General features: G+C 64.2%; 18 protein-coding genes. 4 read left to right on the plus strand and 14 right to left on the minus strand.

The window, feature by feature from the left end; all coding sequences use genetic code 11:
* Positions 1-893: 893 nt before the first annotated feature.
* The 4 genes from OPIT5_00865 to OPIT5_00880 all read right to left on the minus strand — a co-directional run bounded on the left by OPIT5_00865 (position 894) and on the right by OPIT5_00880 (position 3,036).
* Entirely contained in the window at positions 894-1,355 is a 462-nt protein-coding gene (locus OPIT5_00865; protein AHF93936.1) for a hypothetical protein, read from the minus strand.
* Between the two features lie 201 nt (positions 1,356-1,556).
* Positions 1,557-2,204 carry an RNA polymerase subunit sigma-24 gene (locus OPIT5_00870; GenBank protein AHF89036.1) on the minus strand — a complete coding sequence of 216 codons (648 nt, stop codon included), beginning with the start codon at positions 2,202-2,204 and terminating at the stop codon, positions 1,557-1,559.
* A 14-nt stretch (positions 2,205-2,218) separates the two neighbouring features.
* Positions 2,219-2,656, minus strand: coding sequence for a hypothetical protein (locus OPIT5_00875; protein ID AHF89037.1), 438 nt, complete (start codon positions 2,654-2,656; stop codon positions 2,219-2,221).
* Positions 2,653-3,036: a hypothetical protein gene (locus OPIT5_00880; GenBank protein ID AHF89038.1), complete on the minus strand. Its 384-nt coding sequence runs from the start codon at positions 3,034-3,036 to the stop codon at positions 2,653-2,655. The genes OPIT5_00875 and OPIT5_00880 overlap by 4 nt, the downstream gene beginning before the upstream one ends.
* Positions 3,037-3,135: 99 nt before the next feature.
* Between OPIT5_00880 and OPIT5_00885 the strand changes: the two genes are divergently transcribed.
* Entirely contained in the window at positions 3,136-4,179 is a 1,044-nt protein-coding gene (locus OPIT5_00885; GenBank protein AHF89039.1) for a tRNA delta(2)-isopentenylpyrophosphate transferase, read from the plus strand.
* A 40-nt stretch (positions 4,180-4,219) separates the two neighbouring features.
* Here the strand turns inward: OPIT5_00885 and OPIT5_00890 are convergent, their stop codons facing one another.
* Entirely contained in the window at positions 4,220-5,500 is a 1,281-nt protein-coding gene (locus tag OPIT5_00890; GenBank protein AHF89040.1) for a hypothetical protein, read from the minus strand.
* A 190-nt stretch (positions 5,501-5,690) separates the two neighbouring features.
* Positions 5,691-6,029 carry a hypothetical protein gene (locus OPIT5_00895; GenBank protein ID AHF89041.1) on the minus strand — a complete coding sequence of 113 codons (339 nt, stop codon included), beginning with the start codon at positions 6,027-6,029 and terminating at the stop codon, positions 5,691-5,693.
* 142 nt (positions 6,030-6,171) lie between these two features.
* Here OPIT5_00895 and OPIT5_00900 point away from each other — a divergent pair, with 142 nt between their 5' ends.
* Positions 6,172-7,062, plus strand: coding sequence for a chromosome partitioning protein ParB (locus OPIT5_00900; protein AHF89042.1), 891 nt, complete (start codon positions 6,172-6,174; stop codon positions 7,060-7,062).
* A gap of 19 nt (positions 7,063-7,081) precedes the next feature.
* Here OPIT5_00900 and OPIT5_00905 read toward each other — a convergent pair whose 3' ends face one another.
* The 3 genes from OPIT5_00905 to OPIT5_00925 all read right to left on the minus strand — a co-directional run bounded on the left by OPIT5_00905 (position 7,082) and on the right by OPIT5_00925 (position 14,972).
* Positions 7,082-10,066, minus strand: coding sequence for a hypothetical protein (locus OPIT5_00905; GenBank protein AHF89043.1), 2,985 nt, complete (start codon positions 10,064-10,066; stop codon positions 7,082-7,084).
* A gap of 2,748 nt (positions 10,067-12,814) precedes the next feature.
* Complete coding sequence (locus tag OPIT5_00920) at positions 12,815-14,182, minus strand: autotransporter (protein ID AHF89044.1); 1,368 nt, start codon at positions 14,180-14,182, stop codon at positions 12,815-12,817.
* Positions 14,183-14,267: 85 nt separating this feature from the next.
* On the minus strand, positions 14,268-14,972 hold the full coding sequence (locus OPIT5_00925; protein AHF89045.1) for an N-terminal cleavage protein: 705 nt from the start codon (positions 14,970-14,972) through the stop codon (positions 14,268-14,270).
* A 118-nt stretch (positions 14,973-15,090) separates the two neighbouring features.
* Here OPIT5_00925 and OPIT5_00930 point away from each other — a divergent pair, with 118 nt between their 5' ends.
* Complete coding sequence (locus tag OPIT5_00930) at positions 15,091-16,134, plus strand: LacI family transcriptional regulator (GenBank protein ID AHF89046.1); 1,044 nt, start codon at positions 15,091-15,093, stop codon at positions 16,132-16,134.
* 68 nt (positions 16,135-16,202) lie between these two features.
* Here the strand turns inward: OPIT5_00930 and OPIT5_00935 are convergent, their stop codons facing one another.
* The 5 genes from OPIT5_00935 to OPIT5_00955 all read right to left on the minus strand — a co-directional run bounded on the left by OPIT5_00935 (position 16,203) and on the right by OPIT5_00955 (position 24,885).
* Positions 16,203-17,543, minus strand: coding sequence for an oxidoreductase (locus OPIT5_00935; protein ID AHF89047.1), 1,341 nt, complete (start codon positions 17,541-17,543; stop codon positions 16,203-16,205).
* A gap of 37 nt (positions 17,544-17,580) precedes the next feature.
* On the minus strand, positions 17,581-19,821 hold the full coding sequence (locus tag OPIT5_00940) for a hypothetical protein (GenBank protein ID AHF89048.1): 2,241 nt from the start codon (positions 19,819-19,821) through the stop codon (positions 17,581-17,583).
* 22 nt (positions 19,822-19,843) lie between these two features.
* Complete coding sequence (locus tag OPIT5_00945; protein ID AHF89049.1) at positions 19,844-23,299, minus strand: glycosyl hydrolase family 5; 3,456 nt, start codon at positions 23,297-23,299, stop codon at positions 19,844-19,846.
* A 101-nt stretch (positions 23,300-23,400) separates the two neighbouring features.
* On the minus strand, positions 23,401-24,105 hold the full coding sequence (locus OPIT5_00950) for an N-terminal cleavage protein (protein AHF89050.1): 705 nt from the start codon (positions 24,103-24,105) through the stop codon (positions 23,401-23,403).
* Positions 24,106-24,129: 24 nt separating this feature from the next.
* Positions 24,130-24,885, minus strand: a complete 756-nt coding sequence (locus OPIT5_00955; GenBank protein ID AHF89051.1) for an anchor protein — start codon at positions 24,883-24,885, stop codon at positions 24,130-24,132.
* A 177-nt stretch (positions 24,886-25,062) separates the two neighbouring features.
* Between OPIT5_00955 and OPIT5_00960 the strand changes: the two genes are divergently transcribed.
* Positions 25,063-26,085, plus strand: coding sequence for a LacI family transcriptional regulator (locus tag OPIT5_00960; GenBank protein ID AHF89052.1), 1,023 nt, complete (start codon positions 25,063-25,065; stop codon positions 26,083-26,085).
* The last annotated feature ends 8 nt before the right edge of the window (positions 26,086-26,093 follow it).

Genomic DNA, 26,093 nt, shown 5'->3' on the forward strand with positions numbered 1-26,093 from the left:
GGAGGCCGCAGGTCACCGTGATTCCGAAGAAGCTGCGAACCAGCGCGACAAAGGCGGCGTTTCGCGGACCGAGCGTTTCTGCCAGCAGGAAAAACACACACATCCCGGCCGTGCCCCAGCCGACCAGTTGCAGCCGCCAGAACAGGCCGGCCCTTCCGTCCATCCCGGGCCTGTCGGAGGGCGCGGGCCTGGCGGCGCCTCCTGTCACCGTCACCGGCAGAAGCCGCTGCCGGAGGCCGGAGCCGTCCGCATTTTCCCGGGGCAAGGCGGTCTCGCCTGGCCGGGACAAGGCACGGTCGCGTAATGGGGGATGCATGACGCCTGGACTGGCATGGCCGTACTGAGTCATGTCTTTCGGGTGCGGATAGGTGGCAGGACGCCTCTGGTCAAAGTCGTCCGCACCCTCCGCTGTCAATGCCATTGGCCGGCCGGCGCTGCGCACAGGCAGCCGACCGGCGATTTATAAGCGATGCCACCCTCCGGGCGGAGAGCTGATAAGGGTGGAGACACTCCCTGTAACCGGGAACCGCACCGGCAGAACATTTAACCTGAAAACCGCAGCAGAGGGAACCGCTAAAGGACGCTAACGGACGCTAAACAAAGACATTGTCAGGCAGGAGAATCCGACGATGCCTTCACCCGGCAGGTGAATGTCCCGGCCTCCTGACTCCTTCATCAACCTGTTCTCCTTTAGCGACTTTTAGCGTCCTTTAGCGGTTTCAACTTCTGAATCCAAATTTAACATACAATGTTCAACGATCCGGTATCCGGTTTTCCATTAAATACTAAATGTTGAGCGTTAAGTGTTAAATGTTCTCCGCGCCCCGCCCGCCGGAACGCCCGCGGCATCCCCCAGCGCCCTTGAGCGGTCTCCCCACCTGCCTGCTTGTGCGCTAGACGGGCGCCAGCGCGATCACCAGGCCGACGACCGCGCCGTAGGCCACATGGCCCGCAAGGTGGGTGAGGAAGACGCTCGCCGATGCCGTCCGGAACTCCGCCAGCGGGTGCTGGTCGGCGACGACCCAGACGAGGGCGAGGCTGACGACGATACCGTGAAACAGCCCGAAACCGAGACCGGCCAAAAGACCCGTCGGCCAGCCGGTGAGTTGCAGCCCGACCATGAGCACCGTGTAAAGCTGCCCGAAGGCCACGGCCGAAATCATGTGCAGCAGGCCTCCCACCAGCCGGGCATGATCCCGCGTGCGGGTGAAGAGACTTCCCAGGGCCACCACCATCTCGCCCCGGGCTCCGGCCCGGGCCATCAGGCGCATCACGACCACCATGGCCAGCGCGCCCAGAAGACCGGCCAAGGTGGAATAAAACAGAAACGCGACGATGATGCGGGTGGAATCCATGGCGGCGGTCCTCGATTCGGGTTCGGGTATGCAATGGCGAAGTCCGCGGCCTCTCGGGCCGACGGGAGCCCTATTATCGCACACAATGAGCCCCGCGACCACCCGCGCCTCCGGAAAACCGCACCGGGGCTGCCGGTTCCCCGCCGAGGTTGCGCCGCCGCTCGTTTTTACAACCTGTTGCCTGGTAGCAAGGCGGAAGCGTTACAGCCAGCGGGCGAGCCGTTTTTTCAAAAGCTGGCGGGCGCGGTAAAGGCGGGTTTCCACGGCCTTCGGGGTGACGCGCAGGATGCCGGCGATCTCGGCGTGGGAGCGGTCTTCGTATTCGAAAAAGATGATGGCGGCGCGCAGGTCTTCGGGCAGGGCGGCGACGGCGGCGCGCACGGAGGCGGCGCGTTCTCCGGCCTCGGCGCTGGCGGAGGGGAGCGGGGCGTCGCTGGCGGTGTCGCGGGCTTCGTCGAGCGGAGGGTGATTGCGGCGACTCCACCAGCGGGCGCGGTCGCGGGAGAGGTTGAGCGCGATCTGGAACATCCAGGTGGAAAAACGCGCACCGTCGCGCCAGCGGGCGCGGTTTTTGTAGATGCGCACGAAGGTTTCCTGGGCGAGATCGAGGGCGTCGTGTTCGTTGCGGAGGTGGCGGCCGAGAAAGGCGCGGAGCGGGATCTGCCAGCGGCGCATGAGGGTGTCCAGCGCCTGGTCGTCGCCGTCGCGCAGGGCGCGCATGGCGGCGTTGTCGTCGGCGTCGGTGGAGGCGGTGCCGGCAGGACCGGCGGGATCGGCAGAAACAATGCCGCCGGAGGATGCGACGGGTTCGGCGGGCGGCCGCGAGGGCTGGGGAGTGTCGGCCGTCATCGGGTCATCGGGTGTTACCTGAGGCCGACGGGGCCGGCATGCGCGGTGGCATCGAGACGGGGTTCGGTGAGGGCGAGGAAGCGGCGGGCCTGCGCGGGGTCCATGCAGGCGGCGACTTCGCGAAGGTGGGCGCGGGTGGTGTCCTTGCAGAGTTGTTCGAGACGGGCGAGTTCGGCGGTGGCGGCGGCGCGGGCCTCGGGCGTGGCGGCGGCATCGAGGTCAGCGCGGGCTTGCTGGACCCGGGCGCAGTGGTCTTCGCAGACGGGTTCGTAGGCAGCGTGGAGTTTTTCGACGGCGGCCGCCTGTTCGGGAGTGAGCGAGAATTCGGCGCGCAGCCAGGCAAGCTCGCCGGCAGGCGCGGAGGCGGACGGACGGGCCAGCCACGCGGTGAGGCCAAAGGCGAGCAGACCGGCCGCGAGCGCGGAAAAGACGATGCGGAGGAAGCGCTTCACGGGGCGGGATGAACGTGGCCGGCGGGGGCGGCAGAGTGGCCGGCATGGACGCGTTCGAGAGGATTGATGCTGGCGACGTAGGCCGAAGCCATGCGTTCGGTCGCGCGGTTGTGGCTGACGGTGAGGGCGGCGGTGGCGCCGAGCAGGGCGGCGAGCGCGACGGAGGCGGCGGTGGCGAGCGGCAGGAGGGCGGGAAAGCGAAGCAAGCGTTCGCGCCCGTCGCCCGCGACGAAAGGAACGGGAGCGGTATCGGCGCCGCGCGCCCGGGTGCGGAGGCGGGCCCGGACAGCGTCCTCGAAACCGGGATCGCGGACGGGAGGCGGCGGCTGCCAAGTGGCGAGCAGCCGGCCGAGCGGGTCCGGATGGTCGGGTGTTTTCATGCGCAGTGATACGTTGGCGGAAGAAAAATCCCTTGGCGAATTTTGAATGTCGAAAGGGGAGTTGAATCCCGGGCGGCGGGGCGCAAAAACCGGGGTCGCATGAACGGGGCGCAACCAGAACGGCAACCGGGACAAACGGGGAAACCGCCGCTTTACATCCTGACGGGCCCGACGGCCGTCGGGAAGACGGAGCTGGCGTTGCGCTGGGCGGAGGCGAACGGAGCGGAAATCGTATCGTGCGACTCCCTGCTGTTTTACCGGGGGATGGACATCGGCACGGCGAAGCCCTCGCCGGAAGAACGGGCGCGGGTGCGGCATCATCTGGTCGATATTTGCGAACCCCGCGAGGCGATGGACATCACGCGCTACGTGGCGCTGGCGCGCGCGGCGGTGGAGGCTGTCGCGGCGCGCGGGCGGCGGGTGCTGGTGACCGGCGGGAGCGGTTTTTACCTGAAGGCATTTTTCGCGCCGGTGGCGGACAACGTGGCGGTGCCGGCTGCGATCCGCGACGAGGTGGCGCGGCAGCTTGCGGAGGAAGGCCTGCCGGCGCTGGTGGCGCGGTTGCGCGCGCTCGATCCCGGGCTCGAAATGCGCAGCGGCGGCGCGAGCGCCGGCGAGGCGGGCGGCGGCAAAGGCGCGGGCGAAACGCAAACGCCGGTGCTGGATGCGGCGAATCCGCGGCGCGTGACGCGGGCGCTGGAGCGGTGTCTGGCGTCGGGCCGGACGCTGGCGGAGCTGGCGGCGGAGTTTGCCCGGTTGCCGGGGCCTTTTGCCGACTGGTCGCCGGTGTGCGTGCGGCTGGAGCGCGAACCGGCGGAGCTCGATGCGCGGATCGCGTTGCGGGTGGAGCAGATGTTGCAGGCGGGCCTGGTGGACGAAGTGGCACGGCTGGACGCGGCGGGTTTTCGGCAAAACCCGAGCGCGGCGCGTGCGATCGGCTACCGGGAAACGCTGGCGATGCTCGACCGCGGGGGCACGGCGGCGGAAGGAAGCGCCGGGCAGGCGGCGCGGACGGAACTGGCGGCGGAGATTGTCAGGAACACGCGGGCGCTCGTGAAAAAGCAGCGCACGTGGTTCCGCACGCAGTTGCCGGAACACCGGGTGGTGGCGGCGGCAGAAGCGACGGCGGAGCGGCTGTTTTGAGGAATGGCGGACAGGAGGCCGGCAAAAGGCGGCAAGCGCGTCAGATCATCGTGTGCGGCCAGAAGATCACCGAGTCGTTCACGTTGGCGATCATCCTCACCTGGCTGTCCTGCGAGATGACAAAACCGATCACCGCCGGCTCGACCGAGCAGAGGCGATAGACGGACCGGTGCCGCGTGCCGTCGCCGCGCACGCTCCAGCGGCTGACGAGATCGCCGTCGAGATCGAGCGCCTGGCCCACGTCGAGAACGTTGCGATCCACGCGGATCTCGCCGCCGAAACCGATGAGGCAAAGCGCCTGGTCCAGCACCAGCGCCCCGTCCACCTGCATCAGGTCGGAGAACAGGCGCGCCAGTTCGAAAAACGCCTCCTCCAGCCGGTCCAGCTCCGGATCGTTGCTGTTACGGAAAACCTGCCACGCCTCCTCGGCCGTCGCTCCCTCGGGGCTGAGCAGGCCCACCCGCCGGACGATCGCGCGCAGGAGGTTGCGGCAACGAAAACCCGCTTCGTCGGGCGTGGCCGAATACTTGCAGTCGATCCACCGCGCCACCGCGTCGAGCCCCTCTTTCCCCGCCGGCATGACCACCACCGTGCCGCCATGCCCGCTGGTCCGGACGAGGTTGATGATCCGCTTGACGAACTGGAGCGTGATCCTGTGCACCAGTTCCACGTAGTCGCCGATCGCCAGCGTCGGCGGCAGACAATCGGTCGCCAGTTCGCCCAGCATCTGCCGGCGGAGGTCGGCAAAGCGTTCGTTGAGCAGGCGCGACCGGAAAACATCCATGCGCGGTCCGTAAAGTTCGCGCCCCCGCCACTCGGCGACCAGATCGTAGCCCTGGTAAAACAGCAGCCAGCCCGGGTCGCGGACATGGATAAGCGGATGCGGCAGATCGTTGCCGACCGGCTTGCGGCCGCCGGCGGCGAGGTTCAGCCAGCGCGGCCCCGTGTTGAGCAGCCCCCAGATCCGGAAACCGCGGTCGCCGTCGGGCCAGACGGCCACTGCCGAATGGAAAAAACTCGCCGCCGGACTCAGCCGCTTGATTTCGTTGGGAGTCAGGTCGTGCGGCACGGTGAACCGGATCGCGTGGGCGCTCTCGGGCGGCCCTCCGGTTTCGGGGAAAACTCCGGGGGGCGCCACGATCACGCGAGCGCGCACCGCCCTCCCCTCCTCCTTCAGCAGGCTCGCCGCATACAGCAGGTCGCAGAGAGCATGAAGCTGGCTTTCGGAGGGAGCATTCGCCTGCGCCTCCAGCAGGTCATGCAAACGGGAGACGAGTCGCTGCAAGTCGAGATCGAGGAGAGCCGGCCGGGTGGTAGTCATCGGGTTGCCACTACCTTGAGCACCGGCCCGGTATTCGGCAACTGCGACGTTCACGGGTCAACTTCCGGCGCCCGCCCGAATCCGGCGATGCCATGCCTTTGGAGGAGGGGAGAAACTGCCCCGACAGATGAGCAGGCAACAAGCTGGCCGGATACGGCACGGATCTGCCGCCGGGAAACAGAGGAGGGCGTCAACCCTTCGATTTCGTCGTATCGGATTTCGCCTTGCCTGCTTTTTCAGGAGCAGCGCCCGTTGTTGTGAGTTTTTTGCGAAGCGAGCCGGGAAGTTTTTTCAGCAGACCCCGGAAAGTCTTTTTCGCTCCCTTGAGTTCCCTTGCGGAACGTTCCTTCGCCTGCCGCGTTTCCTTGAGCGCCTTGCGCGCCTTCCTGAAGGCGTCTTTGGCCCCCTCGGCCCGGGTCCGGGCGGAGGCAATTTGCTGGCGGGCGTCGATCACGCGCAGGATCAGTCCTTCGGTCTTCTTGTCGGAAGTCTTGTCCGCGGCGGATTTGGTTTTCTGGCGTTTTTTCATATCGGGAAACAGGAGTCGGATTGGCGGAAACCGGTCGGGTATCCGGGAACCGGTTACACAGCCAATCCTGCGGGAAGGCGAAGCGCAATGCCCCGAATGTTACAATCCTGTGACAAAACCCGGATTCCCGGAGTAATTTTACATGTTTGTAACCCTGTGGCACTTCACAGGCCGGAAAAATCGCGTTCACTGGACGCGAACCTGCATGAACTCATCGCGTTCCCGGCTCATCTCCGCTCTCGCCACCAGTCCCGCCCGCTTGCTGGACGGATGGCACACGCTTGCCTCGCTGCTCGACGACGGCGAAATCCCGCTTCCGTTTCACCCCGGCCTGCCCGCCGGCGTAACGGTGACGATCGATGCGCGCCTGCTCCGTCCCACCCAGAGCGTCGTCGGATTTCGCGAAGTCGCGGCCAAACGCAAGAACATCGAAAGCAAGAGCCGCCGGAAGCGCGTCGCCTGGCTCCGGAAAAAAAGTGTCCCCGTCGTCATCGGTCCGGGCGGCGTTCCCTGGATGGTGGACGGACACCACACGCTGCGCGCGCTGGTCGAAGCCGATGTCGGTGACAAGACCGCCTTCGGACACATCCTCGCCAACTGGTCCGGCCTCGACTCCGCCGTTTTCTGGCGCCGGATGCGCGAGAACAACTACGTTTACCTGCAAGTCCCCGGCAGCCGCACCCGCCTCTCTCCTGCAAGGTTGCCGGTTTCCCTCCTCGATCTGCAGGACGATCCCTGGCGCAGCCTGGCGTGGGCGGTCGGCAAAGCCGGCGTTTACGAGGTGCAGAACCACGTGTTTTTCCAGAAATTCCACTGGGCGGAATTTTTTCGCGTACGCATCACCTGGGACGATTCCCGCAAGAAAAACTTCCGTCGCGCCGTGGTCACCGCCATGGAGCTCGCCTGCACACCCGCCGCCTCGCACCTGCCCGGCTGGCTGCCCTCCGGTGAAGCCGACGCCAACCCGGAAGATGCCGAAACCGCCCTCCTCGCCACCGATCTCGAGCTGGCCGCCGCGCTCCAGGGCGTGTGAGGAAACCGCGGCTCCTTCGCTACACCTTCGCCGACAGGCGGACGGTCTCCGTCACCCGGGCCAGCGTCCGGCGCACGATCGCCCGCGGATCGTTTTCCGCCAACACGCGTGCATCCTCGTGCACTGGCAACCCCGACGCACGGCGTGCGCAGGCGACGGCGTAGTGCAACTGCCAGGAATAATCCTCGCGCACCACCGACGCCGCCTGCCGCGCCGGTTCCGGCAACGCCACGGTCGAGTGGCCGGGATCACGCACGGCATGCGGAGCGGGCGTGGCCAGCAACCGGTCGAGAATGCCGGCGACACGATCGCGTTCCCCTGCGGCCAGCGAGACGCGTTTCGCCAGCGCCTCGCAGGCGAGCGCCACGGCATTGCGCAGGTTGAGCACCAGCGAGGCATCCGCCGCCAGTTCTTCCAGCAAGGGCAGACTCGCCGGCGTGATGCAGCGCTTCAGGAGCGTGACCGCGGCATACCCGCGCGGCACGTAAAACCACTCCTGCTGCGGCCGGGTGATGTCGCGGGCCTTGTCGTCCTCGCGCTCCCGGATCGCCCGCCACAGGCGCGGCTCGGCCCGCCCGTCGCCCCACATCGCCAGGATCGCGGCGGCGCGCCACGAGGCCGTTGCATCGGGTGAAGACAGCAGGCCTCCAATCAGAGTCCGCACTTCACGGGCGGCATCGGAACGCACCGGAGCGAGATTGTCATTACCTGCCCGATACAGATGCCAGAGGGCGGCCGTCGCCGGACCGGATTTCACCTCCTCGAGCCAGCGGGAGAGCGGGTCGGGCAGGGTGCGCTCCCGGTCGAAGAAATCGGGCGTCGCGACATTGCTACCAAAAGACGCCGCGAGGCCGGATGGCGGCGCCAGCTTCACCGCACCCGACGCCAGCAGGTGCGGGCGCAATTTTTCAAACGGCAGATCGCGACACGCCACCCCGTCGTGCACGGCCAGCGCGCAGCCGGCCCCGGCCGCTTCGCCGATGCGCTGGATGTCGCGCTGCATCCGGAACGAATGGTGCGCTTCCTCGCTCACGCCGGCGGCGCGACAGGCCAGCATCACGTTTTTCAGACCGCGGGGGATGAGCATCCGGTAAGGGATTTCACACGCAAGGCGGCCGTACCACTGCTGGCAAACCCAGACCCAGAACGCGGCTTCGTCGCTCTCGAATTCATAATCGCGGGCATGATTGTCATAATGCCCTCCGGTGTACCCGATCGTATCCTTAAAACTGCGACGATTGATCAGGTCATCGAGCGTGAGTTCATAATCGGTCACGATATGGCGCGACTGGCGCAGCCCGAGCAGCGGGGCGATATACGTCGGATGATCGTCGGCGGTGTAGCGCGGTCGAACGTAGTGCGACAGACCGACAAGCCGGGCCCGGGTGAGATCGTTCTCGTCCGTCGGATCGCAATAACCCGCGTCGTGGTTGGGGATTTGCATGCGCGCCACCTCGTCTTTGACAGTCGCGCGCCCGGAGGACTGGCTGTAGGCGTGCAGCACGCCGTCCCCGGCGCGCCCGAGCCGGCAGCTCGCGCCGGCTTTCGCGGCGAGATCGCCGTCGCCCGTCGCATCCACCCAGCCGTTCGCCCGCACGCGGAGCGGTCCGGCCGGTGTGGAAAACAGGGCGGACCCCACCCCGCCTTCTTTCGTCTCCACGGATACGAGCATGGCATTGTAAACGACTTCGACGCCGGCCTCGGCCAGCATGTCGTCGAGAACGATTTTTTTGGCCTCCGGATGAAACCCGCCCACCTGCCCGGCCGAGCCGAAGAGCGGCATGATGTCGCGGACCCGGCGATTGATTTCCTCCTGAAGACCTCCGGGCGTGCCGAAGTAATAGACATGAAACCCGCCGCCCGTGCCGATGCCGCCGGCAAACGGCATGGCTTCGAGCGCCAGCACACGAGTTCCCGGGGTAGCACGCGCCGCGGCCATCGCCGCGACCGCCCCGCCGGTGCCGAGCCCGGCGATGGCGACGGAGGCTTCCCGTGGCGCGGGCTTTTTCTGCCAATCGCCCGCTTCCGCGGCTGTAGGGGCGTCGCTTGCGACGCCCGCCACACGTCTTTGCTGGTCCGTCCTGCATTCGCGGGCTTCGCAAGCGAAGCCCCTACCTCCGCCCGGCGCAGGCGTCCCGCATGTGGTGGCGCCGGCGGCAAACTTGTCCGCCACGGTTGCACCGCGTCCACCGAGATGCACGACGTTTCCCGCCAGCCTGGCCAGCTCCGGAGCCGCCCTGTATTTTCTGAACGGAATCACGCTGCCATGCGTAAGCACCGCGCCTTTCAGGTCCGCTTCCGGAATCGCCGCACGCAGAGCGCGCAGGGCAGGCAACCAGGCGCGTCGCGGTTGTGCGAAATCGCCGGGAAGATCGATCCGCAGGATCTGTTCTCCGGGCCAGAGGCCGGGATGCCAACGGAGGCGAGCGGCGGCGGGAAGCCCGGCCGGTACCGGGATATCCGAAGCCGGAGACGAGCCGGACGTCCCCAGCCGGAAGGTGATAGTGATGACCTGCTCATCGGGCTGCGGTGCCTGCCAGCCGGGAACACACAGCGTCGCCAGTTCGCCCGCATCGGTGGCGTCGATCCATTCGCGAGCCGACAACCGGTGCAGTCCGGACTTCGTGCCGATGGTCACGGAGCGGATTGAATCATCCACGGCCGTTGCGACGGAAACCGGCACGGCATGGTAAAGAACGGGGATCGCTTGCGTGCGCAGATGGTCACTGGCGAGGATTTCGGCGATGGCTCCGTCGATCCGCCCGCCGCGCACGGCGCCGTGTGCGTCAAGACGAGCAAGCCATTCCCGCCAGAGCGGGTCGGCCGATTCGCCGGTATCGGTCGCGAACGACCAGGCGCATTCGGAAACCGGCGACGCATGCCGGTCGAGAAGCAACGCCTTCCGGCCCGCCCGATGAAGTGCAAGCGTGGCGGCAAAACCGGAGCAACCGGCTCCGAAAATGACAGTATCCCAAGCGGTGTCGTAAATGTCGGCGGGTTTCATGATGTGGCGATGGGACAGGGAAGGAACGCAGGCGATAACAGGAGACGACGGCGCCCGTGCTTTACATATAGCAAAGAACCCGGCGACGTCGTCAGGGTAACTGCTGTTACGCGGGCATGGGACGTGGCGCGGGCGTCTCGCCCGCAGACGGCGCGGAGCGCCGCCTGTAACAGGGGTCTCGCAGAGCGGGCGAGACGCCCGCGCCACGTCCCGCCTGCCCGTCCCTCCTCCATCAGGGGCGGGGAAGCACCGGCATCGGTTCGCCCCAGGACAGGGCGCCCGCATCCGGAGCGGTTCCCTTGAAATAGCCTGGCGAACATCCGGGAAGCGGCCGCTGCAAATGACTCGACAGGTCTGCTCCACGCCCGCGAGCCGGACTGTTTTCGAGCAGGCTGAAATCACCTTCGCGGGCGTTCGCAAAACCGGGAGCGAGTTCGGTCCACAGGCTGTTTTTGTCGATGCCGAGCCGGTGCGCCCGAGCTTCGCCTTGCGACCAGCGGGGATCGGTGCCGCTGCGGGTATACACATTGTAGTCGGCCTTCCAGTTGGGTTCCACCGAACCGCCGGCGGGTGCATTCAGGAACCAGTAGGCAGAATTCCAGAGGTTGTTGAAATAATGATACTCCGGGACACCGATTCCGGTGACTTTGTTGGACACGATGGCGGCGGCGGATGAAGCGAAGGTGTTGTGGTAAATGTAAACAGCGGCGGGCTTGAGCGGAACATTGCCCCCGAAATTGCGCACATCCTCCCGGTTTTCGAAAAAAATGTTCCGGTTGATGTAAAGCGGCCCTGTCGTTGGAGCCTTGATACGGATGCCGACAAAACAGCGGCTGACGATGTTGTCATGCCATTGGGTGTCGATCTGGGCTCCGGCGGTTTCGAGGCCGTCGTCGCACATGATGTCGATGCGGTTGTGATGGACGCGCACGCCGCGGTCCCTGTCGCCAAAGGGGCGGGCGCTGATGCCGTCCCAATGATCGTGGATGTAGTTGTCGTGAATATCGTGCCCGCCGGTGTTTTCCCGGATCTCAATGCCGTAGCGGTCCAGCCATCCGCCACGTTTGTGAACACGCCAGTGATCGGTGGCGCCGGGGCGGGCGTGCGGGTTGGCCCCGTCGTAGGGATCCCAGGAGATACGATTACGACGGACGATGGCAGCGGTGGCGTTGGCGTGCAGAAGAATCCCGAAATCGATCGCCCTGATGGTGTTGTTTTCGAGAATGGCGGCGGCGGCGTTTGTCACACGAATGCCGGCGGCGGCACGACGGAATTCCAGACCACGCACGATGCAGTGGCCGGTGTTGTCGATCTTTACGAGCGCATCGTTTTTGTCGCGGGAAGAAAGGGTGAGTGCAAGCGTGTGGGGGTCCTTGTCGCCGCGCACGCGGAGGAGGAGTTGCCTGTGTTCCGGGAGATAGATGGCGAGCGCGCCGACACCACCGTTCCAGCCGGATTCGCCGACTCCGTTGGCAAGGAGACGGGGCCATTCCCAGATTTCGCCCATTGGCGCCTTGCCGGGACGGGTCATGCTCTCGCGAAGCATGACGATGACTTTCTCGTCGAGCGTGACGGTGAACACGGGTTCGGAGACGGCGAGGCGGTAAACACCGGGCGCGATGTCGGGCGCAGGCTCCCAGGGTTGGGGACCGGAGCGACTGCCATCGAGAATGGCGCCGGGTTCTCCTTCGAGCGTGACAGGATTGTCAGGTGTTCCCGATCGACGAAAGGTGACGTATTCGTGATAAATGCCGGGATGCACGCGAACCGTGTCTCCGGGGCCGGCAAGATCGAGGGCGGCCTGGATGCTGGCAAAGGGCGCATCCACCGAGCCGGAGGCGGCTCCGGCAACAGCGGTGTCTCCGGTTTGCCGCGAGACGTGCAGGACACGACCGGTACCGGCAATCGGCGTCCTGGCGGACTCCGGAGTGGGAGGAGAACCGGCGCCGTCACCTGCGATCGCCGTTTTGGAGACAAGCTCCGGAGCGATGCCGGCCAGGCGGCGGGCGACAAGACGGGCGAGCTCGCGAGCGCCGGCTTCGGTGAAGTGAGTGCGGTCACCGCGTCCGGTGCGCCCGGGATGCTCAAGGTTGTTCACCGTGAAGGCGGCGGAACCTTCTTCGCCGAGCTTTTCAAAAAGGTCTCCACTGTCCGCATACAGATCGACGAGAGGGGCGCCGCTTTCGCTGGCGACAGCGTGCATCGCTTCGGAATACGTAGCCAGCTCCGTGGTGAGACGACCGGAGCGAAACATGCGGCGATGGGGAGGAGTCACGAGAACAGGCATCGCTCCGGAGGCGCGGGCTTCGTCGATGTAGCGCCGGAGATTTTCCCGGAAGCCGGTGGCGGCGTCGGTGGCTTCAGGTTTTTCTTTCGGGTGGGAATCGTTGTGCCCGAATTGTATGAGGACATAGGCGGGTTTTGCAGCAAGGGCGCGCTGCCAGCGTTCGGCAGGAAACGTTTTGGTGCTGGCACCGCCTTTGGCTTCGTTCCGGATGCGCACACCGGGAGCGAGAAATTCCGGCAGTATCTGTCCCCAACCGCGGCGGGGTGAAGCGTCGCTGTAGTTGCAAACCGTGGAGTCGCCGATGATGGAGATGACCGATCCTGGCCCAGGCGCCGCTCCGGTTGCAGTGTCGGCAGCGACAACGGCGGAAGTCGCAGCAATGACGGCCAACACGCCGGCTATGGCGGGGAAGTGGCGTTCGATAAATCGGTGCATTTTTGAATGCCTGATGATGGTGTGAGTCAGGCCCGAAGGGCGGCGAGTTTGCGCCGGAATGCCGCGAACCCGAGAATGGCGAGCGCACCGGACAGGGTCGTGGCCGCAGGCTCGGGAACGGCTGCGCCGATAGTAAAACCGCTGGTGAGTTCGGTGAACGAAAGCGTTCCGCTTTGGCCGGTTGCTCCAAAATTGATGTAGGAGACAGTGGCATCCTGGAAAGCATTTGATCCGGCGATGGAGAGCAATCCGGTGTAGTTGTTGTTGAATACGCCTGTGTTTCCAAAGTCGATGGTGAAGGTGGCTTCTCCCGCGCCGGAGAGGCGAAGGTCACCGGTAATGTTCAGGGATGACACAGCGTCGAGGTTGAAGCCGATAATCGCGCCGCTTTCCATGTCCATGTTTCCCAGCGAAAGCGCATTGCCCGCGACAAAAGTGGCTCCGGCTGAAACGGCCAGATCGCCCTCCGGCGCGAGGCTGCCGCTGACAACCAGAGTTCCCGCCTCGACAGTTGTCCCGCCGGTATGCGTGAGCGAGCCGGAGAGTTCCTGCCTGCCTGTTCCGGTCTTCAGGAGAGCGAGTGTGCCGCCAGCGCCGTCGGTTAATGTTGTCGTGGCGGTGAAGGTGGTGGCGGCGTCGGTGTCGATAACAAGGGTCACGGCGTGGACGCCCGTAGAGGCGGCGGTCTTCGAGGCGGCGATTACAGCGACGGCTCCCGTGCTCTGGGAGATGCTCTTGACCGTCACAGTCCGGGTGGTGGCGGCCCCGGTACTGTTGACGAGATTGATCGTCCGGCTGCTTGTCCCGCCGCCGGTGAAGTTCACCTGACCGAGGCTGTAGTCGCTGTTCACATTCAGGTCGATGGCCGCGCTGCCGTTGCTGGTGCCCATCGTGACCGCGCCGACAGAAAGGCTTTTCAGGGCAGTCGCCGCGGTGGTGCTTCCAAACCGGTATGTTCCGGTTGTCAGCGAGAGAGAGGCGATCGTCAGGTCGAGCGTCGAGTCGCCGTCACCGGCAAACAGCACGGTGTTGCTGTTGGCCGATTTTGTGAGTGTCCCCGCGAGGGCGAATGTGCGCGCTCCGCCGGCGGCGCGCAACGTCAGCGTAGTGCCGCCACTGCCGGCGACTGACAGATTGTTGATGGAGAAATCGCCGTTGAGATTGACCGCGGTGGAAGAGCTCAGCCCGGAGAATACGGCATTGTCGGTATCGGCGGCGGGAGCGCCTTCGGAGGGAGACCATCTGGCATTGGCGCCCGTCCAGTCGTGGCCGGTGGTTCCGGTTGTCGTCCAGGTGTAGTCGGTGGCGCGGGCGAACGGGCCGGCGGTGGCAAGGATGGCAAGCAGGCCGGACGCGACGATGGCGGGGATCAGGGCATGTTTTTGTCGTTTCATGATGAATACAGGATGAGCGGTTGATGTGTGGACGGCCTGGTGGCAAGAGGTGGACGGGAGGGACGCAACCTGCGGGAGGGGGCGGTCAAAGATCGGCGTCCTTGACGTCTGTTCCGAGGGCTTTGACGTGACCATCGAAGAAAAGGTAGTTGCGTTTGTCGCCATGCACAGGATTCGGAGCAGTGGGTTTCAGGCCGGAATCCCTGCGCTCGTCGGCATCGCGCATCACGTAGGTACGCGCGGGGTTGGCGATTCGCTGAAGTTTCAGGGAAGGTATCGCCTTGCTGGTGTTTCCGAACGGGCGGCTGTCCGCGCCATCGACATCGTTGGCCGTAAGTTTGTAAATGGCTGCGTTGGTGTTGCTGACGAGTTCAGGGCATTCGACAGCGAAAGCGGGACAAATAAACGACCGCACCACGACAGGAGTGTTGTCCTCCGGGAGGGGCACCGCCATGCAGGGAGCAAGATGCCGGGCCAGGGTGTTCCAGCCACCGCCAAACGAAATACAGGCAGGCGAACGCGTCGCGAGGGCAACATGGCCCGCGTTTTTCTGCCCGGGCAGATTGCCGTTATTTTCCTCCGCGTAGAGGAGCAGGGCCACACCGATCTGGCGCAGATTGGACTGGCAGTTGGCCGAGCGGGCCAGTTGCCGCACCTTGCCAAGCCCCCCCAGGACAAGAGCGGCAAGGATCCCGATGATGGCAATGACAGCCAGCAGTTCGATGAGCGTGAAAGCAGCCGTACGCGCGATCCTTCGGGGAGATCTGCCGGATGGCGTCAGGCGTTGCACCGCACGAGGAAGACGGTGCCGGAGTCGTGTCGGTAATGAGGATGGGGTCATGAGAAGTTGTATGGGGGGGAAAGGTTTTGAGTGGAAGTGTGGTCTTATGTTACATAACAAAACCATCATGACAGGGCTGAAACCGATCGCCGAAAGAGCCGGAGTGTCACGGATGACCGTGTCGCGAGCGTTGCGAAATTCACCGCTGGTCAATGCAGCCACGGCAGAGCGCGTGCGGCTCATCGCCCGCCAGATGAATTACGCTCCCGACGCACAGCTCGCGCAGACGATGGCTGGCATCCGTCGCAGCAAACAAAAGGAACTGATCCCCCTGGCCTGGTTGCATGCCAACCTGAGGAAGAATGCATTCCAGGCTTACCCCTGGTTGACGCCCTATATCGATGGCGCTCGCGAGCAGGCGCACGAACTGGGTTATCGTCTGGACGAGTTCTGGCTCAGGGAGCCCGGTATGTCGGGGCCGCGTATGTCCACAATCCTGGCCAGCAGGGGCATTCGCGGTGTAGTGGTGTGTCCGAGCGTGGCGCCAAGCGTTTCACACATCCGCATGGACTGGCGGCAATTTTCGGCCGTCTCGTTCGACAACGCAGTCCTTGCGCCCCGCCTCCATCGGGTCGGACCGGATCATTATTACAACATGCTGCTCACCCTCAAAATGCTGCGGCGTCTCGGCTACCGGCGCATCGGATTGTATTTGCACTGGCAGGAGGAGCGCCGGTCGCATCACAAATACATGGCAGCCTTCCGGTATTTCCAGTGGGAACTTCCGGCCGCCGAACGCCTGCCGCCGCTTGTTTTCAGACCGGCCGAAAAGAGAAAGTTCGACAAGGTGGCATTTGAAACGTGGCTCGAGCAGACGCGGCCGGAGGTGGTCGTGGGACACCACGCAAAATTGCCCGAATGGCTGGGCGCGGCCGGGCTGCGCGTGCCGGAGGATATCGGTGTGGTGCATCTGTCGCTCGACGGGGATTGCGAGGACTGGGCGGGCATCTGGCAGCACAAACGGCGCATCGGAGCCCAGGCGGTATCGCAGGTGGTGTCTTCTCTCCATACCGGCAAGATCGGGCTGCCGGACCTCGCCTGCGAAACGCTGGTGCCGGGCGAGTGGCGTTTCGGGAAAACACTCCGCCGGCCGGCGCTGGAGACAGCGTGAAGCAGCAGCATCCCCGCCGCTGCGTCGCACCGCGTACCATCATCTGCGAAAAAGGGTGGCCGGGCCGGCTACCGGAGTTCGCTCAGCCGGGCCGCCTCCGGAGCCAGCGGAAACAGATCGGCGATCGCGACCGGCTGGCCGGTTTCCATCGACCGGTTGGCGGCAATGCCGACGAGGATGGAGGCTGCGCCTTGTTCATGGCAGGCGGCGCGTCGAAAAGGATCGGAGGGCGGTGCGGCGGAAAAAAGTTGTTCCTGCAGGAGCGGATCGCCGCCGCCGTGGCCGCCGGGATTTTCCTTCACGGAAAACTCCTCGGCCTCCCGAAAATGCTTTTGCAGCCGAATGCGCATTTCGTGACGGCCACCGGCCATGATCTTGATGTCGCTGTCACCGGTGATGATGTGCGATGCGTGTTCCGCCACGTAGTCCAGCCGCCCGGCATCTCCGGTGAACGACACCCGGCAGCCTTCGTTGGGACAAAAGGCGTTGAGCGAATAGTTGACCGTGACGCCGGTACGATAATGGACCAGGAGGCTCATCGTATCCTCGATCGTAATACCGTCGCGAAATACATTTTCGTCGCGAATATAGCCGCTGTCGTCTTCGGCATCGAGATAGAGGGCGCGGAGGTCGGGATCGTCGTCGAGCGTGAGACGGAATGGATCGCCCGCCGACTCGGGATGCCCGGTATAGCGGGGATAACGGGTCAGGTTTGCCTGACCGCGGGCGACGGCGTTTTGCCTGCCATAAAAGGCAAGTGCGCCGCGCGCGAAGACGTCGGAGGGAATGGCGTCGAGCCACCAGTTGAGCAGGTCGAAGTGGTGGGTCGCCTTGTGAATCAGCAGTCCGCCTGAGCACTCCTTGTAGCTGTGCCAGCGACGGAAATAATCGGCGCCGTGGCTGGTGTTGAGCATGTATTCGTAGTGAACGTGTTTGACCTCGCCGATAACACCTTCGGCGAGGAGCTGGCGAACGCGTGTGGCCCCGGGACTCCAACGGTAATTGAACGCCACACGGACGCTACGGCCGGGGTTGCGTTTGAGTGCGGCGTCGATGGCAGAGAGTTTGGCTGCATCGATGGTGAGCGGCTTTTCGGTGATCACATCGCAACCGGCGTCGAGCGCGCGGACGATGTAGTCATGATGTGTACAGTCAGGAGTGCAGACAATGACCGCGTCCGGCTTCTGTTCGGCGAGCATGCATTCGAAATCGGTCGCATCGTAGTCGGGAACGATCGGGAGACCGTATTTTTCCGAGAGGCGTTTCTGGTGATGCCGGCGGCGCGTGGCCGAGAGGTCGCAGAGGCCGACGAGGCGGGCAGACTCGCGCCAGGTGGTGGCGATCGGATCAATGAACATCGGAATGCGCCCGCCGGTGCCGACAGCCGCATAAGTGCGTGGAATTGTCATGAGGGGAATCGATGGAAATCAGAGGATGCGACGTTCCCTAGCGCGCGAGTTCGAAGGCGAGCTGCGTGCCTTCCGGGGAAACCGTGGCGGAGTTCAGGATGAGTTTTCCGTCCCGATTTTGTAACGGAATCTCCCTGACACGCGCGCCGGTGGCGTCCACGGCCCAGGCTTTCCATTCGCCGGGCGCAAGGCGGAGGGTCAGGGTGGCTTCGCCGCGTTGCACGAGGTGCGGTCCCTCGCCCCAGCCGAGGAGGAGTTTGCGGTCGGGTTTTTCAAACTGCATCCCTTCGGGCAGGGCGTCGGTGAGGTGCGTGACGAGCACGCGGCGCGTCGTGGCGAGCGGTTCGTCGCCGAGGGCGATCACGGAAAGCGCAGCGTCGGCGGTCACGTTTTCGACGGCAACGCGGTCGCCGGAAAGGGCGGCGCCTTTGGGTGCATAGAAGAGTTCACTGCGCGGGGTGACGACCTTGAGGGTGCCGCTGTCGGCATCGAGCTCGATCTGGCGGGTGTCGCTGACCACGCGGCGGCCTTTCGCATCAACGGCGTCGCGGGCGATCACGCCGGCGCGCTTCAGGTCGTCGATGAGGCTGGCGTCGGCGATCCAGGTTTTGGGTGGCAGGGGCGAGGCAGGAGCGGGTGTCGCGCCGGTAAGAATGGCGTCGGAAGCCGGAACGGCGGCACGGACTTCGGCGGGCGTTCCGGGTTTGGCCCCGATGCGCGAGACGAGACCGAGGAGGTAAAAGTTGTCGGGGAACTTCTTGTCGAGTTCGGCAAACGCTTCTTCGGAGCGGGCGGCCCAGGTGATGAGGCGGTTCGCGGGGGCAATGTCGCCGCGCTGGAAGAGGAAGGAGCCGACGCGGTCGCTGATGAGACCGATGGGGTCGGCGGCAACCGCAAAGTAGTTTTCGACGCCGCCTTCGAGCGCCTGCTCACGGCTCATGGCGTATTGGAAATTGTACAACGCATCCCAATCCTGGAGGCTGGTGTAAGCGGGCATGAGGAGGGCGCCTTCGGCGCGATAGCGATTGGGGCGGCAGTAGTTGAATTCGGTGACGGTAAACGGTTTTCCGGGAATGCGGACGGGGCTGAGGCGGTTGGGCACGAGAGCAAGGGCGTGGATGGGGCTGTCCTGCCGGAATTTTATGGGGAAGGCCCAGGATTTTTGCGGGAACTGGGGGTGGGACCAGTAGCTGTGGCTGTCCACGTAGTCGTAGTGGTCGCGGACCCAGGCGAGGCCCTGGGTGAGGGTGTAGTTGGCCCCCGTCAGGAGCGCCCTGGTGCCGAGGGAGCGAAGGTAGGCAAAGATGCGGGCGTCGGAGCGGATATGGGTGTCGTAAACGAAGCGGGTGAAGGCAGCTTCGCGCTGCGGCGGCGTCTCATTGGCGGGGACGGACGACTGACGGGAGGCGGCGAAGAGGGTTTCGTAGCGTGCGCGGACGTCCGGGTTGCGCAGGACGTTGCGGAAGAGGGTATCTTCGTTGACGGGACAGATGCCGATGAGAGCGGGATCCTCGGCCCAGGTGAGACCGGTGTAGGGATTTTTGTGCGTGAGGAGTGCGGCGGCGAATTTTTTCCAGGACTCGAAGATGGCGTCGTCGATGGGGATGTAGCTTTTGAAAAGAATGCGATTTTGCGAGGCAGTCAGATTTGGGGGAAATCCGAAGGCAGCATACTCGGCCGGGGAGAAGCGGCGGGAACTGAAAAGGTCGATGTTAATGTAAATGCCGTGTTTTTTGAGAGCGGCAAAGAGGCGGTCGAGCTGATCGAGTTTGTGCGGGTCGATGTCCCAGGAGTTGCCCCCTTCGCGGACCAGCATGCGGTCGTAGTGATGCAGGCGGACGGTATTGTATCCGGACCGGGCGAGGCGTTCGGCAAGACGTTCGGTTTCGTCGGGTTCCAGGTAGTTGGCCGTGAAGCAGAGGTTGACTCCCCAGAAGCGGACGCGCCGGCCGGGTTGTTTTTCGAAGGCGAAGTGGCCGTCGGGTGTCACCATGATCGGCCCATCCTTTCCGGCAGGCGCATGAACGGCCACCTGCCGTGAAAAATCGAATACCCCTCCCGGTGCGATTTCAACGGAATGGGCGTAGGGAGCCCAGTCGGTGTTGCGCGTGATGGTGTAGTGCGAGGAGGTCGCGGTTTTCTTTCCGGGAACGGATGCGCGGGTGGTGTAGTCGTCTGCTTCGTCCAGGGTGCTGGCGGCGGCAGCGGAACGGGCCGGCGACATGAGGCCGAGGCTACCGATGAGAATGCCGAAAAGGAGGGTGTGAAGTCGTGTCATATCGTGTCCGGATGGGAGGGAGTTAACGGGTGAGTTCGTAGGCGAGTTGAGTACCTTCGTCGGTGACGGTATCTGCGATCAGGACGAGCTGGTTGTTTTTGTGTTGCAGTTTTACTTCCCTGACACGTTCGCCGGAAGCATCGACGGCCCATGCCCTCCAGTCGCCGGGGGACAGGCGGAGGGCGAGTTCGGTGGAACCGCGTTGCACGAGGTGCGGGCCTTTGCCCCAACCGAGGAGGAGTTTTTGATCGGTGTGTTCGAAGCGGGCTCCGGCGGGAAGGGAATTGGTGAGGTGCGTGACGAGAATGCGGCGTGTGGCGGCAAGCGGAGCGTCGTCAACGGCAACGATGGAGAGAGTGGCGGGAACGTCGCCATTCCGGATCGTCACACGGTCGCCGGAAAGGCGGGCAGAGGGAGCGGCGACGAAGTGTTCGCCGCGAGGCGTGACGACCTTGAGCGTGCCGGGCAGGGTGCTGAGTTCGATCTGGCGGGTCTCACTGGTGTAACTCCGTCCGTCGTCGCTGATGGAGCCGGAGGGGAGAATGCCGGCGTTGACGAGATTGGCGGCGAGCTGGTTGTCGGCTGTCCAGGTGCGAACGGGAGCACGGGGAGCGGAACCGGCAAGGGTGGCCGAACCAGTGACGAGAGCGGCGAGGTTGAGTTCGCCGGGAAATGTTTTCCCGAGCAGGTCGGCGGGAGCGCCGGGAAAGGATCCGATGCGGGTGACGAGGCCGAGTCGGGAAAAGGATTCGGGAAAGGGTGCCGTCATTTTGGCGAACGCTTCGTCAGGAGCAGCCGCATAGACGATGGTCCGCGTCGCAGGGGCTATATCCCGGCGAAGGAAGAGGAGCGCGCCGACGCGGTCGCCGATGAGCCCGACAGGGTCTGCGGCGATGGCAAAGTAGTTTTCGACGGCTCCATGGAGCGCGGTGTCGCGGTCATGGGCATACTGGAAATTATAGAGCGCATCCCAGTCCTGGAGCGATGCGTAGGCGGGCATGAGGACGGAGCCTTCGGCGCGGGTGGCGTTGGGGCGGCAGTAATTGAATTCGGTGATGACGAAGGGTTTTCCCGGGATGCGGGTGGGCATGGTGGTGCGGGGAACGCGGGCGGCGAGGCGGGTGGCGTTGCGCTGGCTGAAGCTGTAGGGGGGGGACCAAGCGGCGCGGGGAAAATTGGGGTGGTCCCAATAGGTGTGGTTGTCCACGTAGTCGTAATGTTCCCGTACATACGACAGCCCCTGATAGCCGCGATAATTGGCGCCGGTGAGGAGAGCGCGGGTCTTCAGGGTGTTGCGCAGGAAATCGAAGATGCGCGCGTCGGAGCTGATCTGCGATTCGTAGAGGAAACGGTTCCATGCCGCGGGGTTTTGCGTGGGGTCGGGGGCGTCGGGGTGCGCGGCGGCATAGGCGGCTTCGTAGCGGGAAATGGCAAGCGGGGTGGTCAGGTTGGTGACAAGGTTGTCTTCGTTGAGGGGACAGATGCCAATGAGAGCGGGATCTTCGGCCCACGTGAGGCCGGTGTAGGCGTTTTTGTGAAGAAGGAGGTCTTGGGCGAATTTCTTCCACGATTCGAACATCGCGGGAGTGATGGGAAAGAGGGCCTTGAAGTTGCGGCGGTGTGCGTTGGGGCGGAGAGTGGTGTCGAGACCAAAGGAGCGGAGTTCGGCGTCGCTGAAATAGCGGGCGGAGTAGAGGTCGATGTTGAGATAGATGCCGCGTTTTTTGAGCGCGGCAAAGAGGTAGTCGAGACGGTCGAGTTTGGCGGGATCGATGTCCCAGGAATTTTGTCCGGGCAGAGTGATGTCGCGGTCGTAGTGGTGGAGGCGAACGGTGTTGTAACCGGAACGCGTGAGACGGTCGGCGAGGCGGTCGGCTTCGTCGTTTTCGAGGAAGTTGGCGGAGAAGCAGAGATTGACGCCCCAGAAACGGACGGGACGGCCGGGCTGGTGTTCGAATGCAAAATGGCCGTCTGGCGTGGCGATGAGGGGGCCGTTTTTTCCGGCCGGAGCGCCGGCCAGAACATGTGGCGAAAAATCGAATACGGATCCGGACCGGATTTCAAGCGTGTGGTGGTAGGGCGCCCAGTCCTTGCCGGCCTGGATGGCCAAGGGGACGCGAGTGCCGGTAACGGGGATGTCGTCGGGAGAAGTGGAGGCGGCGGCGATCATCCACATGGAGTCGCCGGTGGTTTCAAAGGTGATGGCGGCGGGAGTTTTGACAGGATCGAGCGGGAGCCGGGTGAGGTAGAGCGCCACGGTGGCTTGCGTGTTGTCGGCGCTCCAGGCCGGGATGGCGTTGGGGCGGGTGGAGGGAGACCACCAGTCGGCGATGTCGCGGTTGGCAAGGATGTCGCGCCGGGTGGTGGTTCCGTCGGTATTGCGGATGGCGACCGTGCCCACGGGCTCGCTTTCGATGGGGAGCCAGGCGGCGGCGTGCAGGAGGTAGAGGTTGCGAGGAGGGTCGGACGGACTGGCACCGGAAGCAGAGGGCGCGGCGGGGAGCGTGAGCGTGGCGGAACGCGGAAGTTCGGGCTGGCCGATGCGACCGAGGACGAGGGCGGCCTTGTTGTTGTTCGATGCCGGATCGATGATATCGAACGCAATGCCGGAGGTGTCGAGAAGGCCGGGCTTGAGGGCACGGAGATCTTGTTCGGGCCCCTGATCGGTCCAGCCGCCGCGATTGTCACCGGCGACCTCGTCGACGAAGGCGCGGTTGGCAACGGGCCGCAGGTCGAGGGCGGTGCTGCGGTGCGGTTGGTAGCGCAGGCGGACTTCGAGCGCGGCGCGGGCGAGGGTTGGCTGCTCTTGCGTGCCGGTGTTGTTGCGCTGGAGGAAGCGGATACGGACGACCCAGGCGGGAGTGCCCCAACGGCGCATGTCCTGGAGAGTGATGCCAAATTTTCCGGTGATGACGAGCGAGGCGTTGTCGTCGACCGGAATCGCCAGCGTGCGCTCGGCGGAACGGAGGTTGGGGAAAGGTTGTCTGGTGTCGTCGGCGGAGAGGGTCAGCGTGGTGTCGTCGATGCGGAGCTGCCGGCCGTCGTAGCGTTTGACGGGGAGGAACAGTTGCCACGCGGCTTCCCGGAGAGGAGCGCTGGCGTCGGGACTGGCCGGGATAACTTCCCATTCGAGGCGCATGGCCTGCGGGTCCTGCGCGACAGGACTGATGCGTTGCAGGAACCGGAGCGGAATGTCGGGGTGGGTCTTGAGCGCGAGCGTGCCGCGATTGACCCAGGCTCGGGTCTTGTCGTGAGCACGCGGATACCCTGTTTGAGTGACAAGGCTTTCCTGTTTGGCCTGCCCCCATTGGGTGTCGATCAGTGTGACACCGGTGCGGATGCCGGCCACCGTAAGGTCGCCGGCGGGAGCGATTTTGACGCCGGGGATTTCGGGAAATTCGGTGGGGGCGGCGGCAAGAGCTTGCGCAATGATGAAGGCAAGGCCGAGAAATGTCCGGATGATACATCCGGCCGTCATGGGTTGCAGTGGCATTCGAGGCGAGGTTTTGGATAATGGCAGGTGCTAGCCGGTCTGCGTCGAGACGGTCCGGTTTTTCTGCCGGAAAGGGCAGGTGGGGGCTAAAAGTCCGGGGCAGGAGCGTCGTGGTAGAGCCATTTCTCACCTTCGGAAGTGGATTGAACACGTGGAAGGGGCGGAGTGCCCAAGGTACGAACGTGGCCGTCCAGGAAAAGGATGTTTGCCTTGTTGTTGTGACGGAGAGCAATTTTGGTTCCGCCTTTGGTGAACAACTCGCTGGCAACGATGGTCGTAGAGGAGTTGACATCAAGAATGTAGATTTTGCGACTGGGCGTCTCGAAATCGGTGATCGGACGGGATGCGGTAAATGATGTCGTGTTTTCAGCCCGGTCGATACATGTGCCGCGAGACATGGCATAGTCTTTTTTTGTAGTGTCGGCAACGTTGGGATCACGACCCACAACAGCGGGACAGAGCCAGATAGTTTGCGCATTGCGGACGTCTGCCTTGTCGCTCCCGGCGATGTAAGGTGCAAACCGGTCATACCAGAATGTGGCGCCCGCCTTTCCATAACCGGTCTGATAATTGAGGCAGCCCTTGTGGTCCTGCGCGTAGAGGAGCGAGGCGACGCCAAACTGGCGGAGGTTGCTCTGGCAGGCCGCGGTCCGCGCTGCTTCGCGGACCTTGCCGACCGTCGGGATGATGATCGCCGCAAGGATGCCGATGATAGCGATAACCGTCAGCAGTTCGATGAGAGTGAAGGCGGACCGGCAATGCGGAAGTGTTTGGGGGAAACGGGGGATCATGATGACGGCAGTTAAACAGGGATTTCAGTGCGAACCACGACTGGAGCGAGCCCGCCAGAACGCAAACGAAAGCAGGAGCGCCCCGGCAATCAGCGCCCATGCGCCGGGTTCGGGAACGGCAATGACGGAACCGGTCAGCGTGACGTTGCGGAGCCGGATCACCTGATTGTATTCAGCGTCGCCCTCCGGCTCGCCCGCGACATAGATGCGAAAAGTAAAGGAGGCGGCGGGAGCGAGTGTCGACAGATCGACGTTAAAGTCATTCCATGATAAAGTTGCAGATGCGGCATTCTTCGTCGTCGAACCGAGCGGATTGCCGTTTTCGTCGCACAGCCAAGCATGGGCGGTGAACGCGGAGGCACCGCTGAGTCGTTCCGTACCGAGTTGGACGGTCAGCGAAGTCAGATCGAGCAAGCGGCCCTCCTCCGCTTCGATCGTGAAGGAATAAAATCCCCCGTTGCTTATGGCGTCCGCCAGCGTGCTGCCTTCGGCAAAAGGAGTTTCCGGGTCGCCGGCGGCTTGCGCCCTGTTGGCCAGACGGGTGAACAGGTTGGCGGAGTTGGAGGCGAGCCCGTAGTAGCTGGAAGCGGTCGCATTGGCATAGCTGTTGATCGTGACCGGTCCTGTGATCGCATCGGGATCGGAGAACGTCGGGTTCAGCTTGTTGGTGGTCCCGAATTCATAACTGACAAGCGTCGCGCCCTGCACGGCCGCAGCGGCGACAAAGGCGCCAGCAACAACGCACAATCTGAAAAAAGGGATTCCGTGTGTGAGTTTCATGATGATCGATGGTCGGATTTTTCTGAGGTTTTGGGTGGACCGTCTCCGCAAAGCCCGGGCTCGACGGTGACGACGAATGTGCCCTGAACCTGCTTTCGAATACCCGACAAGGACAGCCCGGGATTGCATTACGTAAATCAGCTTGTCAGCGACCCGGCCTGCCGGATGAATGGCGACATGGACAAGCAACCGAGTCTCACGGACGTGGCGCGGCGCGCGGGGGTCTCCCGGATGACGGTTTCGTGCGCCCTGCGCGGCGTCGGCCGGATCGGGGCGGCCACGGTGGCCCGGGTGCGCGCTGCGGCCCGGGAACTCGGCTACTCGCCGGACGCCCGGCTGGCGGAAGTCATGACACGGGTGCGCGAGACGCGGCGCAAGGAACCGGTGCCCATCGCCTGGATCAACGGATTCGAAAACCCGAACGCCTATCGCGATTACTCGTGGACCGCCCCGTTTATCGAAGGCGCGCGCGAACGGTGTCAGGAACTCGGATACAAACTGGACGAATTCTGGCTGCGCGAACCGGGCATGACCGAGCGGCGCATGTCGTCGATCATCGCCAGCCGCGGCATTCGCGGAGTGATCGTCGGCCAGACGCGGCCGAGTGTGATGCGGCTGCGTTTCGACTGGCGGCATTTCGCCAGCGTCTCGCTGGAGGGCTCCATCCTCGCGCCGCAACTGCACCGGGTGATGCCCGACTACCACTACAACCTGTTACTCACCCTGAAAATGCTGCGGCGGCTCGGCTATCGGCGCATCGGCCTGTGCGTGCACCGGATCATCGAGCGGCGTTCGCATCACGCGTATCTGGCGGCGTTGCGTTTTTTCCAGTCGGGCGTGCCGCGGGGCGAACGCGTGGAGCCTTTTGTCTTCGAACCGTTCGACCAGAGAGGACTGGAACGCTGGCTGAAACGCACGCGGCCGGATGCCGTCGTGGGGCATCACGCAAAATTGCCCGAATGGCTGAGCGCCGCCGGATTGCGCGTGCCGGAGGACATCGGCGTGGCGCATCTGTCGCTCGACGGCGATTGCGAGGACTGGGCGGGCATCTGGCAGCACAAACGGCGCATCGGCGCGCAGGCCGTTTCGCAAGTGGTGTCGCTCATCCACACCGGCGAAACCGGTCTGCCGGAACTGGCCTACGAAACCCTCGTGCCCGGCGAGTGGCGTTTCGGGAAAACCCTGCAACAGCGGAAATGAGAAGCTCC

It is taken from the genome of Opitutaceae bacterium TAV5, from assembly GCA_000242935.3.
GTDB lineage: Bacteria > Verrucomicrobiota > Verrucomicrobiia > Opitutales > Opitutaceae > Geminisphaera.

Bases quoted from the DNA above. Each gene is read 5' to 3' on its own strand.
- OPIT5_00930 (AHF89046.1), top strand. From the start codon at position 15,091: ATGACAGGGCTGAAACCGATCGCCGAAAGAGCCGGAGTGTCACGGATG.
- OPIT5_00950 (AHF89050.1), bottom strand. From the start codon at position 24,105: ATGATCCCCCGTTTCCCCCAAACACTTCCGCATTGCCGGTCCGCCTTC.
- OPIT5_00935 (AHF89047.1), bottom strand. From the start codon at position 17,543: ATGACAATTCCACGCACTTATGCGGCTGTCGGCACCGGCGGGCGCATT.
- OPIT5_00895 (AHF89041.1), bottom strand. From the start codon at position 6,029: ATGAAAAAACGCCAGAAAACCAAATCCGCCGCGGACAAGACTTCCGAC.
- OPIT5_00955 (AHF89051.1), bottom strand. From the start codon at position 24,885: ATGAAACTCACACACGGAATCCCTTTTTTCAGATTGTGCGTTGTTGCT.
- OPIT5_00940 (AHF89048.1), bottom strand. From the start codon at position 19,821: ATGACACGACTTCACACCCTCCTTTTCGGCATTCTCATCGGTAGCCTC.
- OPIT5_00920 (AHF89044.1), bottom strand. From the start codon at position 14,182: ATGAAACGACAAAAACATGCCCTGATCCCCGCCATCGTCGCGTCCGGC.
- OPIT5_00945 (AHF89049.1), bottom strand. From the start codon at position 23,299: ATGACGGCCGGATGTATCATCCGGACATTTCTCGGCCTTGCCTTCATC.
- OPIT5_00960 (AHF89052.1), top strand. From the start codon at position 25,063: ATGGACAAGCAACCGAGTCTCACGGACGTGGCGCGGCGCGCGGGGGTC.
- OPIT5_00890 (AHF89040.1), bottom strand. From the start codon at position 5,500: ATGACTACCACCCGGCCGGCTCTCCTCGATCTCGACTTGCAGCGACTC.
- OPIT5_00905 (AHF89043.1), bottom strand. From the start codon at position 10,066: ATGAAACCCGCCGACATTTACGACACCGCTTGGGATACTGTCATTTTC.
- OPIT5_00880 (AHF89038.1), bottom strand. From the start codon at position 3,036: ATGAAAACACCCGACCATCCGGACCCGCTCGGCCGGCTGCTCGCCACT.
- OPIT5_00870 (AHF89036.1), bottom strand. From the start codon at position 2,204: ATGACGGCCGACACTCCCCAGCCCTCGCGGCCGCCCGCCGAACCCGTC.
- OPIT5_00885 (AHF89039.1), top strand. From the start codon at position 3,136: ATGAACGGGGCGCAACCAGAACGGCAACCGGGACAAACGGGGAAACCG.
- OPIT5_00900 (AHF89042.1), top strand. From the start codon at position 6,172: ATGTTTGTAACCCTGTGGCACTTCACAGGCCGGAAAAATCGCGTTCAC.
- OPIT5_00865 (AHF93936.1), bottom strand. From the start codon at position 1,355: ATGGATTCCACCCGCATCATCGTCGCGTTTCTGTTTTATTCCACCTTG.